This is a genomic window from Aurantimonas aggregata, assembly GCF_010500835.1.
Classification (GTDB): Bacteria; Pseudomonadota; Alphaproteobacteria; order Rhizobiales; family Rhizobiaceae; genus Aurantimonas; species Aurantimonas aggregata.
In genome coordinates, this window is record NZ_JAAAMJ010000001.1 from 334,318 (window position 1) to 350,756 (window position 16,439).

3 protein-coding genes (1 of these 3 running past the window's edge) are annotated in these 16,439 nt (G+C 69.7%); all 3 read right to left on the bottom strand.

The annotated features are described in order from the left end of the window. Tightly spaced (at most 11 nt apart), the 3 genes in view from GTW51_RS01525 to GTW51_RS01535 form a layout consistent with a single transcriptional unit that may run on beyond the window. A protein-coding gene (locus tag GTW51_RS01525) for an SDR family NAD(P)-dependent oxidoreductase (RefSeq protein WP_163042109.1) crosses the window boundary here: on the bottom strand, positions 1–12,383 show its 5' portion. 8,413 nt of this gene lie to the left of the window's left edge; the window shows 12,383 of its 20,796 coding nt (coding positions 1–12,383); the start codon lies at positions 12,381–12,383; the stop codon falls past the left edge of the window. Between the two features lie 11 nt (positions 12,384–12,394). Then, positions 12,395–14,791, bottom strand: coding sequence for an ACP S-malonyltransferase (gene fabD, locus GTW51_RS01530; RefSeq protein WP_163042110.1), 2,397 nt, complete (start codon positions 14,789–14,791; stop codon positions 12,395–12,397). After that, positions 14,788–16,437 (bottom strand): cyclic peptide export ABC transporter, encoded by a 1,650-nt coding sequence (locus GTW51_RS01535; protein WP_163042111.1) that lies wholly within the window; start codon positions 16,435–16,437, stop codon positions 14,788–14,790. Before GTW51_RS01535 ends, fabD begins: the two co-directional genes overlap by 4 nt. Between the last annotated feature and the right edge of the window lie 2 nt (positions 16,438–16,439).

Here is a 16,439-nt window from a genome sequence, read left to right on the forward strand (position 1 = left end):
TGGAGCTTATCCAAGCCGGCCCCTTCACCGGGCAGGCTGCGGCGCAGTGGACGGCGGGCGTTGTCGACGATGGCAGGATCGTCGTTGCGCCCGGCCAGCCAGGCTTCCAGCCTGCCGACCATTTCCGCGGTCGTTCCGGCGACGATGGCCAGCCGGCAATCCATCGCCTCACGGCCGACCTGCAGCGTGTAGGCGATGTCGGCCAGATCCCCGTCGCCGCGTGCCGGCGCCGCATGGGCCTGGATGATCGCAGCCAGACGCTCGGTTGTACCCGCAAGGCCCACATCCGAGCGATCGGGCGTAAAGCCGTATTCCGCCGCGATCCACCGCGTCAGCATCGGCAGATGCGCGGTTTCCAGGCCCAGCGCGTCGAAACCCTCGGCGGGATCGATGTCGCACGCCGGAACGTCCAGCATCTCGGCCAGTCGCTCGCACAGCGCCGCTGTCACGGCATCCGGCGCGGCCGTCCGCTTCGATCCTGTCTCGCGGACGAAAGCCAGAAGGCGCGCGGCAGCCGCGTTCAGACGGTCAGGATTGCGTGCCGACAGGACGAACAATTGCGCGCGCGGCGCGGAAGCGTCAGGCGCCGGCTTCGCCGGTTGCTCGATCCATTCCTCCAGGACGACATGCGCGTTGGCGCCGCCGGCCCCAAAGGAGGAGACACCGGCGATCCGCGGTCCTTCCCAGGGCCCAGCCTGCCGCTGGAGCACGAAGGGCGTCGACGCCAGATCGATGGCCGGGTTGGGCGCTGCCGCATGGAGGCTCGGTACCAGCATGCGGTGCTTCATCTGCAGGACGATCTTGGTGACGCCGGCGATCCCGGCCGCTGCCTCCAGATGGCCAATGGCGGATTTCACCGACCCGAGGGCGCAGGAGGCCGGCGCGGCCCCGTCCGCCGCAAAGGCCTCGGTCAGGCCATCGATCTCGATCGGATCGCCGAGATCGGTGCCGGTGCCGTGCGCCTCGACATAGCTCACCGCCGATGCATCGACGCCGGCGCGGGTCAGGGCCGACCGGATCACGTCACGCTGGGCGACAGGATTGGGCACCGTATAGCCATGGGTCCGCCCGCCATGGTTCACCGCGCTGCCGCGGATCAGCGCATGGATGCGGTCGCCGTCGGCCAGCGCCCGCGACAGCGGCTTGAGCAGCAGGGCGCCGACGCCCTCGCCCGGCACGAAGCCATCGGCTCCGGCGCCGAAACTGCGGCACAGGCCGGTCGGGCTCAGCATCCGCGCAGCGCTCAGTTCCACGTAGGTGGCGGGATGGAGATAGAGATTGACCCCGCCGGCGATCGCCATGGCGCAGCGTCCGGCGCGCAGATTCTCGCAGGCCTCGTGGATCGCCGTCAGTGATGACGAGCACATCGTGTCTACAGAAAGGCTCGGCCCCGACAGGTCGAGGAGATGCGAGACGCGGTTGGCGATGCCGGCAAAGGACGTGGTGGGCCGCACCGTGGCGCCGCTCTCGGTCCGGAACGGATCGTGCAGCGCATAGCCGGTCTTGGTGACGCCGACGAAGACGCCGACATCGGCCCGGGTTCCGTCGCCGCAGACCGATTTGAGACGCGCCGGCGTGTAGCCGGCGTCCTCGCAGGCCTGCCAGGCACAGGTCATGAACAGCCGCTCCTGCGGGTCCATCGCCGCCGCCTCGCGCGGCGAGAGCTTGAAGAACAGCGGATCGAAATCGGCGAAGCCGTCGAGGAAGGCGCCCCATTTCGAGTAGCTCTTGCCCTGTGCGACGGCCTCGTCGGGATCGGGCTCGAAGACATCGTCCAGCGACCAGCGCTCCGGGGGGAGCTCGCGCACCGCGTCGTGCCCGGCAACCAGATTGTCCCAGAACACGCCGAGATCCGGCGCATCGGGATAGGTGCCGCTCATGCCGATGATGGCGATCGGCTCGTTGGCCGGCGCGGACGCGGCGATCTGCGTTTCACCGGATAACGCGGCGCCGGCCGCCGACGTAACAGCCACCCCGGCCATGGCTTCGCGTCCATCGGTCCAAGCCTGGCAGGCGGCTGGCTGCGTCTCAAGCAGATGATCGGCAACCGCCGCGAGCGTCCGGTGCCGGAAGAACAGCGTCTTCGGCAGGCCCGCGAAATTGTCGCCGAGCGCGGCGTTGAGCCGGGTGATCATCAGCGAGTCGATGCCGTAATTCTCCAGCGCCGCCGCCGGATCGATGGCCTCGGGCGCCAGCCCGCTGACCTGACCGAACAAGGCCCCCAGCTTTGCCCGGACTGCCGGCAGGAGATCGGTGGACACGGCGTGATCGGATCGCGGCGTCGAAGCGGCCGGTCGGCCATCCGCCGCGAAGAAGGCCTCGATAAGGGTTGCATCGCCGGCGATGACGGCGACCTGCGGCTGGCCTGCCGCCAGGCTGTGATGCAGCGCGCCGATCCCGGCTTCACGTCCCAGCGGCCGCTGCCCCATACGGCCGAACAGCGCCGCCTCTGTTGGCTCATCGACGCGCATGCCGCCGTCCCGCCAGAGCGGCCAGTCGATCGACAGGATGGCCCCGTCGGAGGTCCGGGCCAGCCCATCCAGAAATCCGTTGGCGGCCGCATAGTCGGCCTGGCCTTCATTGCCGAAGGCGCCGGCGAGCGATGAAAACAGCGCGAAGGCGTCGAGGTCGAGCCCCCGGCAGGCCTCGCGCAGGGCCAGCGCTCCAGCGATTTTCGGCGCGAGCACGGCGCGCAGATCGTCGGCGGTCTTGCCCACGAGGAAACCGTCGCGCAGCGTTCCGGCGGCATGAACGACGCCGTTCAGCCCACCATGCACCTCGACGATCTGGGCGACCAGCGCGTCGACCAAAGCCGCATCCGCCATGTCGACCTGCCGATAGGCGGTCACGGCGCCGAGGTCGCGCAGCTGCTCCAGGAAAGCCGATCGATCGGCATCGACCGGGCGGGCGCCGGCCAGGACGATGACGGGCCGGCGGGCGGTGCGCGCGATATCCTCGGCAACGATCCGGCCGAGACCGCCCATGCCGCCAGTGACGAGGTAGACGCCGCCGTCGCGCCAGCGATGCGCCGGCGTCACCTCGTCGAGCGCCTGCCACGCGCGAACATGGCGTCGCCCGCTCTCGTAGCGGCAGGGCGAGCCGGCAAGGTCGCGCGCGGCGTCGGCCAGCCATCCAGCGACCCAGTGTGGCGCGCTGCCCGGCGGGATCTCCACCAGCTGCGTCCCGATCCGCGGCTCTTCCAGCGATGCCGTCGCCAGCATGGCGCCGAGCCCGGCGAAGACCAGGCCGGCGCCTTCCGCCGGGACGGCGAGCTGGATCAGGACGGCGTCATGGCCCGGCGCCGCGATCTCCCGGCGCAAGAGGTCCAGGAGCGCCACGGCAGCATTCGTATAATCCTGGCCGAGATCGGCGCCGCCAAGCGCGAGCTGTTCGACTTCGGCGCCGAGGACGGCGGCAACCCCGACCCCGCAGCCGATGACGATGCGCCGGCCGCGGAAAGCCGGCCCCTCCGCGTCCCTCGGCACCCAGATCGGGGCGAAGCGTGCCGTGTCCCGATCGGGCTCTCCCCGCTCGGCGGTCGGAAGCCAGAATCGCGTGGTCGCGAAGGCGCGTGGCGGCAACGGCGCGCGTCCCGGGCGATCTGGCCGGTCGTGGCTCTCCAGCACAACATGGGCGTTCGCCCCGCCAAAGCCGAAACTGCTGACGCCGGCGCGGCGCGGACTGCCGTCGGGCGCGGGCAGCCAAGCTTCCGGCGCGGTGACCAGCCGGAACGGGCTGCCGGCAAGATCGATGTGCGGATTGGGTGGCGTCGCGTGCAGCGTCGGCGGCAACAGGTTTCGCCGCATCGCCATCACGATCTTGATCACGGCGGCAAGCCCCGCCGCGGCTTCAAGATGGCCGATATTCGACTTCACCGCGCCGAGCCCGATGCCTTGCGGGCCGGCCTCGCCGCCGTCCAGCAAGGTTTCATAGGCGCGGCGCAGGCCGTTGATCTCGACCGGATCGCCGAGGCCAGTCCCGGTGCCATGCGCCTCGACATAGGACACGCTGCGCGGGTCGATTCCCGCCATCGCAGCCGTGACGAGGCGCGCCTGCGCCTTGGCGTTAGGGGCGGTCAGCGCGCCCGACCGACCGCCATGATTCTCCGCGCCGCCGGCGACAACGGCCAGGATGCGGTCGCCGTCGAGCTCGGCATCGCCGAGCCGCTTGACGAGCAGCGCCGCGGCGCCCTCGCCGCGCGCATAGCCGTCGGCCGCCGCGCCGAACGTAATGCACCGACCGGAGGGCGACAGCATGCCGGCCAGATGCGGCCCCTCGAAGCCGTCGGCCGAGAGGCAGAGATTGACGCCGGCGACGATCGCCGCCGAGCATTGCCCGAGACGCAGCGCGTCGCGGGCGCGCAGCAAGGCGATCAGCGAGCTGGAGCAGGCCGTATCGACGGCCTGGCTCGGCCCGCCCAGATCGAACTGGTGCGACAGCCGGTTGGCGGCCATGGCCAGCGAATTGCCCGTCGCGAGATAGCCATCGACCGGCAAGCCCTCGGCCCGCCAAAGCGCGGCATAGTCGAGCGCGCTGATGCCGACGAAGACGCCGGTGTCGCGCGGCAGGTCCTGCGGCGTGAGGCCGGCATCCTCCAATGCCCGCCAGGCGGTCTCCAGCAGCAGGCGCTGCTGCGGGTCCATGCGCTCGGCCTCGACCGGCGAGATCTTGAAATGCGCGGCGTCGAACCGGTCGACATTGTCGAGGAAGCCGCCATGCAGCGCAAAGCCGCCCTCTCGCAGCCGTGCGGTATAGGCAGGAGAATAGCGATAGAGAGGCAGGTCGGACGTGAGATCGCGGCCGGCCAGGAGATGGTCGAAGAAGCTCTCGACATCGGGGCTGCCGGGGAAACGCCCGGCCATGCCGATGATGGCGATCCGGTCGTCCGCCTCCTGCCATGACGCCGTTTGCGGCCGGCCAGCGCCGGCGGGTCCAGGCCTAGCCGGCGCGGCGATCCTGTCGGCGGGGTTGGCTGCGGCGCGTGCCGCCACCGGCCCGACCGGTTTTTCCGGGGCGACCGCAACGACGACGCCGTGCCGGTCGGCGAGATGGGCCGCCAGCGCCGCGATATGCTCGCACTCGAAGAAGATCGCCGGCGACAGGTCTATGCCATGGGCCAGACTGACATCGGCGGCATAGCGGGCCAGCGAGATGGAGTCGAAGCCGAGATCGTGGAAATGCTCGCGCAGTCCGATATCGGATGCTGCGAATTTCAGGATTGCCGCCGCCCGTTGGCGCAGATCCCCTGCGAGCAGGCCGAGCGAGGCGTCCTGCTGCTCCGGGATGGCGGGGTTGCTTGCGGGCGCATCCGCCATCGCTTTGCCGGCGGGCGCAAAGCCCGAAAGCATGGCGACGACACGGCCGCCTTCGCCGAGGAACAGGATATCCAGGCGGCCCTGCCCCGACGGGCGGCAGAGCACGTCCGCAACCGCCCCGTCCGCGAAGGCGGCGCCGTCGAGGGACCAGGGCCCGCTGCCGGTGAAATCGGGCATGGCGAGGAGCAGCGCCTGGAAGGCGGCGCCCCATGCGGGCGCCGGCAGGCGCGTGTCTTGCTTGAAATGATCCTGCTGCGGCGCGTCCGTCCGAAGGCTGGCCAGCAGGCCACCGCAGGGCAGGAACCAGGCCTGGTCGAGGCTGTCGAGAAACGGCCCAAAGCCCAGATGCCGGTCTTTCAGCGCCGCACGGATCTCCACCGATCCAAGCGTCCGGTCGGCGCTCGCACGCAGGCCGGCGACATCGATTGCTTCCGGATCGACGACGGCACACCCGTCATGCGGGGCGAGGAAGGTGCCATGCGCCCAAGGGCGCATTTCCGCCGCCGCTCCAACCGTCCCGATCGCGATCCGGTGGCCGCCCGTGCCGGGTTCGATGCGGATCGTCAGTTCCCGCACATTCGGCCAGTCCGTTGCGGCTTCGACCACGATGTCCGCCAGCCGGCCACCTTCGCCGAGACCGGCGATTCGGACCGCCGCCGCCATGATCTCCGGCACGACCATCGGCAGCACCGCGTCGCGGCCGTTCTCGGCAAAGACGTAGTCCCGCAGCTCCGCCAGATGAATGGGGGTGCGATAGCGCAGGCCCCCAGCGTCGGAGAGATTGACGCCGATGAAGGGATGCAGCTTCGACCGCGCGCCCATCGGATGAACCACCGAGGGGGCGTCCGGCGCTTCCTGGTACCAGCAGCGGACCTTCTCGAACGGATAGGCGGGCAGCGACACGCGGCGCAGGGCCCGTCCGCCGGCGAGGCGGTCCCAGTCGACCGCGGCTCCCGCGCACCAGGCGGCACCGACGCGGCCGAGATCGCGCGCGTCGCAGGCGGTCTCGAGCGCGGCGCGGTCGCGCGGCGGATCGGCGTCGAGGATCGACGGCGTATAGAGGGTGCCGGGCCGCGGCGTGCCGGCGAGGAAGGCGTCGATGGCAGCCAGCGCATCGGCGCAATCGGCGGCGACCAGCGCGAGGCGGCAGGACAGCTCGTTCCTGCCCACCTGCAGCGTATAAGCGAGGTCGGCGAGGCGCGCCGGCGGCCCCTCGCGCAGATGCGCGGCGAAGCGTTGCAGGACAGCGCGCAGCCGGGCCGGGTCGAGCCCGGAAAATACCAGCAGTTCGGGCAGATCCGCGACCGGCAGCGGCGCCGGCTCGGGGGACTCCTCGATGACGATATGAGAGTTCATGCCGCCGGCGCCGATTGACGTGACGCCCGCCCGCCGCGGCATCGCCCGGCCGGCGTCGTCGACAAGGCGCGGCCAGGCGGAGAGTTCCCGCTGGACGTAGAAGGGCGAGGTCGCGAAGGGGATGTCGGGGTTGAGCGTCTCAGCATGCAGCGAGGGCGCGAGCTGGCCGTGCTTCAGCTGCATCAACACCTTGGCGATGCCGGCAAGCCCCGACGCGGCGAGCAGGTGCGCGACGTTGCCCTTGACCGTGCCGATCGGGCAGACCTGGACGCCGTCCGTCGCCTTGCGGAACACCTGTGTCAGCGCCTTGATCTCGATCGGGTCGCCGAGCGCGGTGCCAGAGCCGTGCCCCTCGATATAGCCGATCGACGCCGCGCTGATCCCGGCATCGCAGAGCGCGCTGTCGATCGCGGCGGCCTGCTGGGCCGGGCTCGGGACGGTGAAGCCGTTGCGCGCCCCGGCGTTGCTGATGCCCGTGCCGATGATGACGCCGTAGATGCGATCGCCATCGCGCCTGGCGTCGACCAGCCTCTTCAGCACCACCGCGCCGACACCTTCGCCGAGGATCGTACCCTCGGCGCCAAGGCCGTAGCCGCGAATGACCTCCGCCGATTTCGCGGTGAAATGCTCCTGCGACGTCGCGATCAGCTTCTGCGGATGCAGCAGCAGGCTGACCCCGCCGGCCAGCGCCATCTGGCAGCGCCCGGCCCGCAGCATGTGCACGGCCTCGTGGACGCACGTCGCGGACGCCGAACACATCGTGTCGAGGAAATAGGAGGGGCCGGTGAGGCCGTAGTAATAGGACACCATGTTCGGCACGGTGCCGGTGTAGCTGCCGCTGGCAAGCGCCCCGCGCATCAGCATGTTCTGGAAGCCGTAAAGATCGTATTCGTTGGTCATCGACCCGACGATGACCGCGACGTCGCCGTAATGGCGCCGGGCGATGGTCTGGCGCGAATAGCCGGCATCCTCGAACGCCTCGACGCTCGCCTGCAGGAACAGCCGCACCTCCGGCGACATCAGCTCGGCCTCGGCCTGCGAGATGCGGAAATAGCGCGGGTCGAACTTGTCGATGTCCTTCAGGAAGGCGCCGGTCCGGACCACCGTCTTGCCAAGGACGTCGCGCTCGCCATGATGCAGCGCGCCGTTGTCCCAGCGCTCGGCCGGGACCGGCTCGAAGCCGTGTTGGCCTTCCGAGAGCATTTGCCAGAAGCTCTGCTGGTCGTCGGCACCTGCCACATGCAGCGACAGGCCGATGATCGCGATGTCGTGGGGGCCGTCCTGGCCGTCGGCTGCATGAGCCTGGGCACTGACCGGTATAGACGCCGATCGGACGCGATCGCCGGCACCGGCCGCCGCGGCAGCAGCGGGCGGCGCCTTCTGCGCGGCGACCGGCGCATCCGCAACAGGCGGTTCCATGGCCGCCAGCGAGCCGGCGTCGCTCTCCAAAAGCAGTCGAAGCGCCGGCGCGTGCTCGGCCACGAGATGGCCCGCAATGGCTTCGAGATCGACATATTCGAACAGGAGCGTCTTCGACAAAGGCCCGAGCGCCTCTTCCAGGCGGTTCGTCGTCTCGACGATGGCGATGGAGTCGAGACCGTATTCGGAGAGCGCCTGGTTCACGCGGATGCGCGCGGCGTCCATCTCCAGCACATCGGCCAGGATCGCGCGGACATGTTCGATCGTCGGTTGCAGGAGCGCCTCCGCATCGCCCGAGGGTTCCTGCGCCGGCGCGACGGGCGGCGTGCCCGATGCGGGCAGGCCGTAGCCGGCGATCATCGCGTCGATCCGCGTCCTGCCGCCGTAGAGGACGGTCGTGCGGGCCGTGGGCGTGCCGGTCAAGAGGGCGTCGAGCGCTGCAAGCCCCGCTGCGCTTGGCATCGGCGACAGCCCGAGCCGCCGCTGCATCGCGGCCAGCGTCGCGGCGTCGACCGACATGCCGCCATCGCGCCAGAGCGCCCAGGCGACGGCAACCGTCCGGCCAAAGGCCCTTCCCGCCGAAACGTCGGCGGCGCGGGCCTCGGCGAAACCGTCCATGAAGGCGTTGGCGCCGGCATAGATTGCCTGGCCGGGATTGCCGAAGACCGAGGCGACGGAAGAGCAGAGCACGAAGAAGTCGAGCGGCGCCTGGCGCGTCGCCCGGTCGAGATGCACCGTGCCGGCGATCTTCGGCGCGAACACGGAAGCCGCAGCGGCAACGTCCTGAGACAAGATATAGCCATCGTCGAGCACTCCGGCCGCGTGGATGATCCCCTTCAGCGGGCCGTAGTCCCTGGCGATCCGGGCGGTGAAGCGCGCCGTCGCCGCCTCCGAGGCGAGGTCGCAGGCGGCGTATTCGACCCGGGCGCCGTCGGCGCGAAGCTTCTGCAGCCGTGCCTCCGCGGCCGGCTCGGGCGCCGCCCGCCGGCCGCTGAGGATAAGGGTCCGCGCGCCGCGTGCCACCAGCCATTCGGCGAAGATCAGGCCGAGCCCACCGAGCCCGCCGGTGATCCAGTAGACCCCCGCCGGATCGGCCGAATAGGTGGCGCCGGACGGGCCCCACGTGTCGACCCACGGCATCCAGGCGCGGCGCCGGTTGTCGGCCTCGTAGCGCAGCTCGGTCAGGGTGTCGGCGGCGCTCGCTTCCGCCAGAACAAGCGCCGACAGCCGGTCGAGGCAGGCCTCGCCGGCCAGGGCGACCAGGCGCCCGCCGATCTTCGGATTCTCCAGCGTCGCCGTCCTCAACAGCGCGGCAAGCGGCGCCGTCGCGGCAGGGCCGAGCGTTTCCCGGGCGAGGACCAGCAGGCGGACCGGCTCGCGCGGGCGCGACCGCATGACGTCGCCGACGACGCCGTGGAGGCAGGCAAACAGGATTTCCGTCGCCGCCGCGAGCCCAAGCCCGTCGACGTCGTCGAGCGCCTCCACCGGCAGGCCGGTGCGCCGTGCCAGCGCCGCTGCCGTCTCGTCGTCCCAACCCGCGATGAGGACGCGCGGGCGGGCTGCCGTCGCCGGTTCGATGCCCTTCAGCGGCGCGTCCTGCCAGGCGCCCCGCGCCAGAACCACCGGCGATGCTTCCTCGCCCGCAGCGGCCGGCACGGAAGCGGCGGCGCCGGTGATGGTGGCGGCGCCGGGCGCGATCACCCGCAGAGCGAGGTCGTGGAAGATCACGCGCCGTTCACCGGTGCCGTCGACGAGGTCGATGTCGAGCCGCCGAGTCGCGTCGCCCTTGCCCGGACGCAGGCGCACATGCGCCCACATGGTCGCCTCGCAGGGGCCAAGGACCTCGATGCGCGCGCAGGCGAAGGGCACGGCGGCACCGGGCGGCGGCGCCTCGCCGATCGCCACCCAGGCCTGGATCGCCGCATCGAGCAGCACCGGATGCAGTTGCAGGGAATCCAAGGTCGGCAGCAGGCGGCGCGGCAGCTTCAGAAGCGCCAGCGCCTCGTTCTCGCCGCAGCTCACCTGCGCCAGCGCGCGGAACGCCGGACCATGCGCGACGCCGCCGGCGCCGAGCCGGGCGTAGCAGGTCTCAGTGCTGACCGCCTGCCGGATGCGCGCCTTCAAGGCGGCGAGATCAATCCGGTCGGCGCCGGGTTCCGACAGCGGTCGGATCATTCCCTGCACGTTCGGCGACGCGGCGGTCGCGCCCTCGCCTGCCATGATGGCAAAGCCGATGCCGCCGTCGGGAGCGCGGTTCAACCGGGTCTCGATGACGACGCCCTGTCCTTGCGGCGCCTGGATGGGGCGGCTCCAGACGATCGTCTCGATGGCGCAGGCCGCTCCCGCCAACGCGCCCGCCATGCTTGCCGCGGCGCGCGCCATTTCCAGGCAGGCGACGCCGGGCAGGACGGCGATCCCGCCGACATGATGGTCCGCCAGGACGAACATGTCGGCCGAAAGGCGCGTCTCGAAGCCGGCGCCGTCCAGGCCCGAGACGTTGCGGTGGACGAGCGGGTGGCGGACCGCGTCCTGATCCTTGGTGCCGGTCGACAGATCCATCCAGTGGCGCTCGCGTGCGAAGGGATAGAGCGGCGCGGCGATCCGCCGGCCGACGGCCTGGCCATTCGCGGCCCAGTCGACTTCCTCGCCGGCGACAAAGCGTCGTGCGAGATCCTGAGCTTTCGCGCCGTCGAGGTCCCCTGCCGGAAGTTCCTGCAGCGGACCGGCGGGATCGGCAAGGAAGGCACGCAGCGCTTCAGCAAGGTTTTCGGCATCGCGGGCGACGAAGGCGCGCCGGACGGGCATCGCCGTGCGCCCGGTCTGGAAAGTTCGGGCGAGGTCGGCGATCGCCGTATCGTCGTGACCTTCGATGAAATTCAGGAGCCGCGCCGCATAGGCCGGCAGGCCATCCTCCGTCGCGCTGGAGATCGGGATGACATGCCACGACAAGACCGAGCCCGCATCGGTTTCCACTAGGGTGGCCGGCGGCTCTTCCAGCAGGACATGGCCGTTGCTGCCGCCGAACCCGAAGGAGCTGACACAGGCCCGCCGCGGTTCGCCTGCCGCACTCGGCCAGTCGGTCGCCTCGCTTTGAATCCGGAACGGCGTCTCAGACAGGTCGATCAGCCGGTTCAGCTGGCCGAAGCCGACATTCGCCGGCAGCCGGCCATGGCGCAGGGCCGCCAGCACCTTGACGATGCCCGCGACGCCCGCGGCGCCCTCCAGATGGCCGATATTGGTCTTTACCGAGCCGATGCCGCAGCTGTCCGGCGGGAGCGTCACGCCCGCTTCGGCGGCAAGCGCCGCGAAGGCCTGCTTCAGCCCGGCGATCTCGATCGGATCGCCGAGCGGCGTGCCCGGGCCGTGCGCCTCGACATAGCTGATCGTCTGCGGCCCGACCCCGGCCACGCGGATGACGCCTGCGATCAGTTCGGCTTGCGCGGCCGGGCTGGTGACGGTCAGCGAGTTCGTCCGCCCGCCGTGGTTCACGCCGACGCCCCGAACCAGCGCGTGGATCGGATCATCGTCCGCCAGCGCCTTGGACAGCGGCTTCAGCAGCAACACGGCGCCGCCCTCCCCGCGCACATAGCCGTCGGCCCGGTCGTCGAAGGCCTTGGCCTCTCCGTTCTTCGACAGCATGCCCGCCTTGGCGAAGGCGACGAAATGGTTGGGCGACCATATCAGATTGACCCCGCCGGCCAGCGCCATGTCGCAGTCGCCCTCCTGCAGCGCCCGGACGGCCTGGTAGAGCGCCGTCATCGACGCGGCGCAGGCGGTGTCATTGGTGATGCTCGGGCCGTGGAAGTCGAAGAAATGCGAGATCCGGTTGGCGATGATCGAGAAGGCGATGCCGGTCGGCGTGTAGGCGTCGACCCTGGCGAGGTACTTCTCCAGGAGTTCGGCATAGTCCCAGTGGCACACGCCCATGTAGACGCCCGTCCGGCTACCCGCGAGGTCCGCGGCGCGGTAGCCCGAATCCTCGATCGCATGCCAGGCCATTTCCAGGGCAAAGCGCTGCTGCGGATCCATCCACGCGGCCTCGCGCGGCGATATGCCGAACAGCGAAGCGTCGAAGCAGTCGGCGTCGTCGACGAAGCCGCCGCAGACGCGGCCCGCGCCCTTGCCGGCCTCGGCGGTCACCGTGGCGGGGTCGAAGCGCCCGGCCGGAACCTCGGCGATCAGTGAGCGCCCGGCGGCGAGGTGGTTCCAGAACCCGTCGAGACTGTCGGCACCCGGCAGCCGCAGGCCGAGCCCGATGATGGCGATGGGTTCGCGTGGGGGCCGCCTTGCCATCACCGTCTCCCCTAGCGCGCCATGGCGTCGAAACGCCGGTTGAGGAGATCGGCGGTCTGTTCCAGCAGCATCAGGGCGATACTGTCGACATGGCGTTCGCGCCAGGATTCCTGCGGCGTGCCGGCGACCCACTGGTTGAAGGCGCCCTGCGCCGGGCCGCAATGGACCTGGAAGTCGACCTTGTGCTCCAGGTCGCCGGCCAGCGCCCAGTTCGTCGTGTCCTTGAAATAACGCTTGAAGACGAGGGCCATGCGGTGCTTGGGCAGCCGCTCGGCCCGCGCGATCTCCGTCGCCGGGTAGGTTTTCGCCACGTCGGCGAAGACCGCTTCGAAGCTGCGCCGGAAATAGCGCTCCTCGATCTGCGCCCGCAGTTTCGGCTCGATCGTCTCGAGGCTCTCGTGCTGGCGGTAGAGCCCGACGAGCCGATCAGCACGGGCGGGAAAGAAGACGCCCTTCTTCAGCACTTGTACCTTCGAGCCCAGCTCGAACATCTCGCCCGACGGCGCATAGGCGGTATCGTAGACGTCGATCCCTTGCAGGAGATCCTTGACCGCGTCGCTGGTCCCCGCCTCGACCGTGCACTGGTTGATTGATCCGGTGACGATGAAGTCGGCGCCCAGCACCAGCACCGCGGCGGCCGCTTCCGGCGTGCCGATGCCGCCGGCCGCGCCGACGAAGAGCCGGCCGAAATCGCCGAAACGCGCCTCGGCCGTGTCCCGCAGCTTGAGGATCGGCGGGATAAGGGCGAAGGGCATGCCCTGGTCGGTGTGCCCGCCGGAGTCGGACTCCACGCAGATCGCGTCCGCCATCGGCACCCGTCGCAGAAGCTCGGCCTCCCCCGCGTCGATCGCGCCGGCCTGCAGCAGCCGGTCGACCAGCGCCGCTGGCGCCGGGGCGAGAAACTGTGCCGCGACGTCCGGGCGGGAGACCTTGGCGATGATGCGGTTGTCGGCGCGCACCTTGCCTGCCTCGCGCCGAAGCCCCTTGGCCCGGTAGCGCACCAGGGCAGCGGTCACCTCCATGAAGGCCGAGGCCTCGACGACCCGAACGCCCTCCGCGATCAGCATGTCGGTCATCTCGTCCTCGAGATAGGGCCGATTGACGTGGGCGATGAAGTTGACGCCGAAGCTCGCGCGGTCGGGAATGGCCGCGCGGATCCTCGTGATCGCCGCCCTGACCGTTTCCGTCGGCAATCCCGCCGCGCCGAAGATGCCGAGAAGCCCGGCGCGGGCCATCCGCACGACGATGTCGGTCGAGGCGATGGCCTGGTACATCGCGCCGCTGGCATAGGGGTAGCGCAGCCCGAACGCCTCGCAGAAGGCGCGCGAGCCGAGGCTTTCCACGGAAATCCGGCCCCGGCCGGCCGTGTAGCCTGCAGCGTCAGGGACGCTTTCACCGTTCTCGGTGGTATCCGGCGAGCCCATCGGTGGCGGTGCTGCTTCGGCCGGTTCGGCCACGGCCGCGTTCGCATCGGTTTCCGTCGGCAGCGCATGCGGCGCCCCGCCGACCGGCGCCACCGGGCGTGCCAGTTCGGCCGCGCCCAGCGGGCCGGCTTCCAGCTCGGTGCGCTTGAACATCGGCCGGACCACCGGCGGCCCTTCCGGCCCGATCTCCACCGTGTCGACAAAGCCGACGCCCCTGGCGAGGAGGTAACGCAGGCTCTCGCTCCAGCGCACCGGCCGGGTGATCTGCTCGACCATGCGGGCGCGCAGATCGGCATCGACATGCGGCCGGGCCGTGACGTTGGAGATCACCGGCACGCGCTGCGGGGCGAGCGGGACATCCGCGATGAAATCGGCGAACCGATGCTGCGCCTCGGCCATGAAGGGCGTGTGGAACGCGCCACTGACCGGCAGCGGAAGGTAGTGCGTCGCGCCGGCCGCGAGGAAGAGGCTCTCTGCGGCGACGATCGCCTCCCTGCGCCCGGAGACGACGATCTGGCGCGGCGTGTTGAAGTTCGCCGGATGGATGTCGGCGAGATCCTCGCGGCGAAGCAGATCCGCGATCGTTTCGGCCTCGAGCCCCAGCACGGCCGCCATGCCGCCGCCGCGCGCTTCGGCCATCAGCGACCCGCGCCGTGCGACGAGCCGCAGGCCGGTGGCGAAATCGACGACGCCCGACGCAAAGAGCGCGACATATTCCGCGACGCTGTGGCCGAGCAGGAAATCGGCGCGGTCCCCCGTCTCCTCGACATGCCGGAGATAGCGCAGGCTGTTGACGACATAGAGCGCCGGCTGGGTGAACTGCGTCTGGCTCAGCCGCTCGGGCGGTCCGTCGCGGCACAATCGGGCGACATCGAAGCCGAGGACGTCGCCGGCCTGTCGGACGAGGTCCGGGAACGCGGCGAATGCCTCCCCGCCCATGCCGAGCCGCTGCGCGCCCTGGCCGGGAAACAGGAAGGCCTTCATGGCGTCACCAGCTGGGACCGGTCCCGGATCCATTCGATCCGTCCAAGGTCCATTCGCACGACGCGGTCGGCGACCGGCCAGTATTTCTCGTCGTGGGTGGTCGCGATGACGAGCTTTCCCTGCGCCTTCAGCTCCGGAATGAAATCGTTGTAGAAATACTCGCGGAAATGCACGTCCTGCTCGGCCGACCATTCGTCGAAGACGTAGACCGGCCGGTCCTCGAGAACGGCGGCGATCAGGGCCAATCGCTTGCGCTGCCCCGTCGACAGATGCAGCTGGTTGAAGCGGCCATCCGCGAACGTGACCTTGTCGGCAAGCCCCATGACGGCGATCAGGCGGTTGACGCGCGCGGGGTCGATATTTTCCAGACCGTAAAGCCGGTCGAACAAATGGAAGTCGACGAAGACCGCCGAGAAGAGCTCTCTGTAGCCAGCGATGGCCTTGCCGACGACCGCCTTGCCATCGACCTCGATCCAACCCGACTGCGCAGGATAGAGACCGGTCATCGCCCGGAGCGCCGTCGACTTGCCGCTGCCATTGCCGCCGACGAGGAAGATCACCTCGCCGCGCGAGACGGTCAGATCGAGGGGGCCGATCGCATAGGCCTCCGGATCAGCGACATCGTAACTGAAGCGCAGCGCGCTGAAGCCGATCTGCGAGAAATCGTGAAACGCCATGGCTTCTTCACGGGCTTCCTCCGGCGAGACGCTCGGCGCGGCCGACAATTCGCGGTCGATCGCCAGGATCGCCTGCAGCCCGACTTCGGCCCGAACGAACATAGGTGATTGCGCCACCGTCTTCGACAGGGTGCCCATGCAGAACAACAGCACCGGGACGATCTGGAAGACAATGACACTGTTGCCGGTGACATAGGCCGGGAAGGCGAAAGCAACGACGCCGAGCATCAGGAAGGTGACGAGATAGACGAGGAGCGTTAGCGCCACCCAGTGCTCGACGGACCGCACCAGCAACCGCTCGAGGATGTTCGACCGTCGGCGATAGGCCTTGGCGACGCTCTCGGTGCGGCTGGTGTTGAGACGCAGTTCCTTCGATCCGTGGATGACATCGACGATCGCATCCAGCATTTCCGCCTGCATTCGCTCGACCAGTTGCAGGATCTCCACGAAGCGGTTGTTGCTCGCCTTGTAGCCTATGACGCCGGCCAGCACGGTCGCCAGGAACAGGACGAAGGCGGCCGGCGAAAGATAGAGCAGGAAGGCGAGCGCCACCGCCAGGAGGATCGTCTGCTGGAAGGCGTCGATGATCAGGGGGAAGGTGATCGAGAGGTGGTTGGTCTCCTTGGCCACCAGATTGTATAGGCGGCCGCGTCCCAGCCGGTCGGCGACGAGGAGTTCGGTCTTGCGCAGCCTGTCGACGATCGCCAGCCGCTTGGCGTCGAGCAGCTCCTCGATGATCGCCATGGAGCGGACGAGGGCGAACTGGTTGGCGCCGTAATAGAGACCGAACGCGCACAGAAAGGCGGCCCAGGCGACGACACCCGGCGGATTGCCGAGCGCCACGATTCCCGCGACCGTGGTGATGATGACGATCAGCGCCGCATTGGCGAGCCCTGCCACGAGGGTAAGAAGCAGCATGATGCGGAGCTGGCGCCGGTCGGCGCCCCTGATGAAGTCGAGCAGCGCCATCG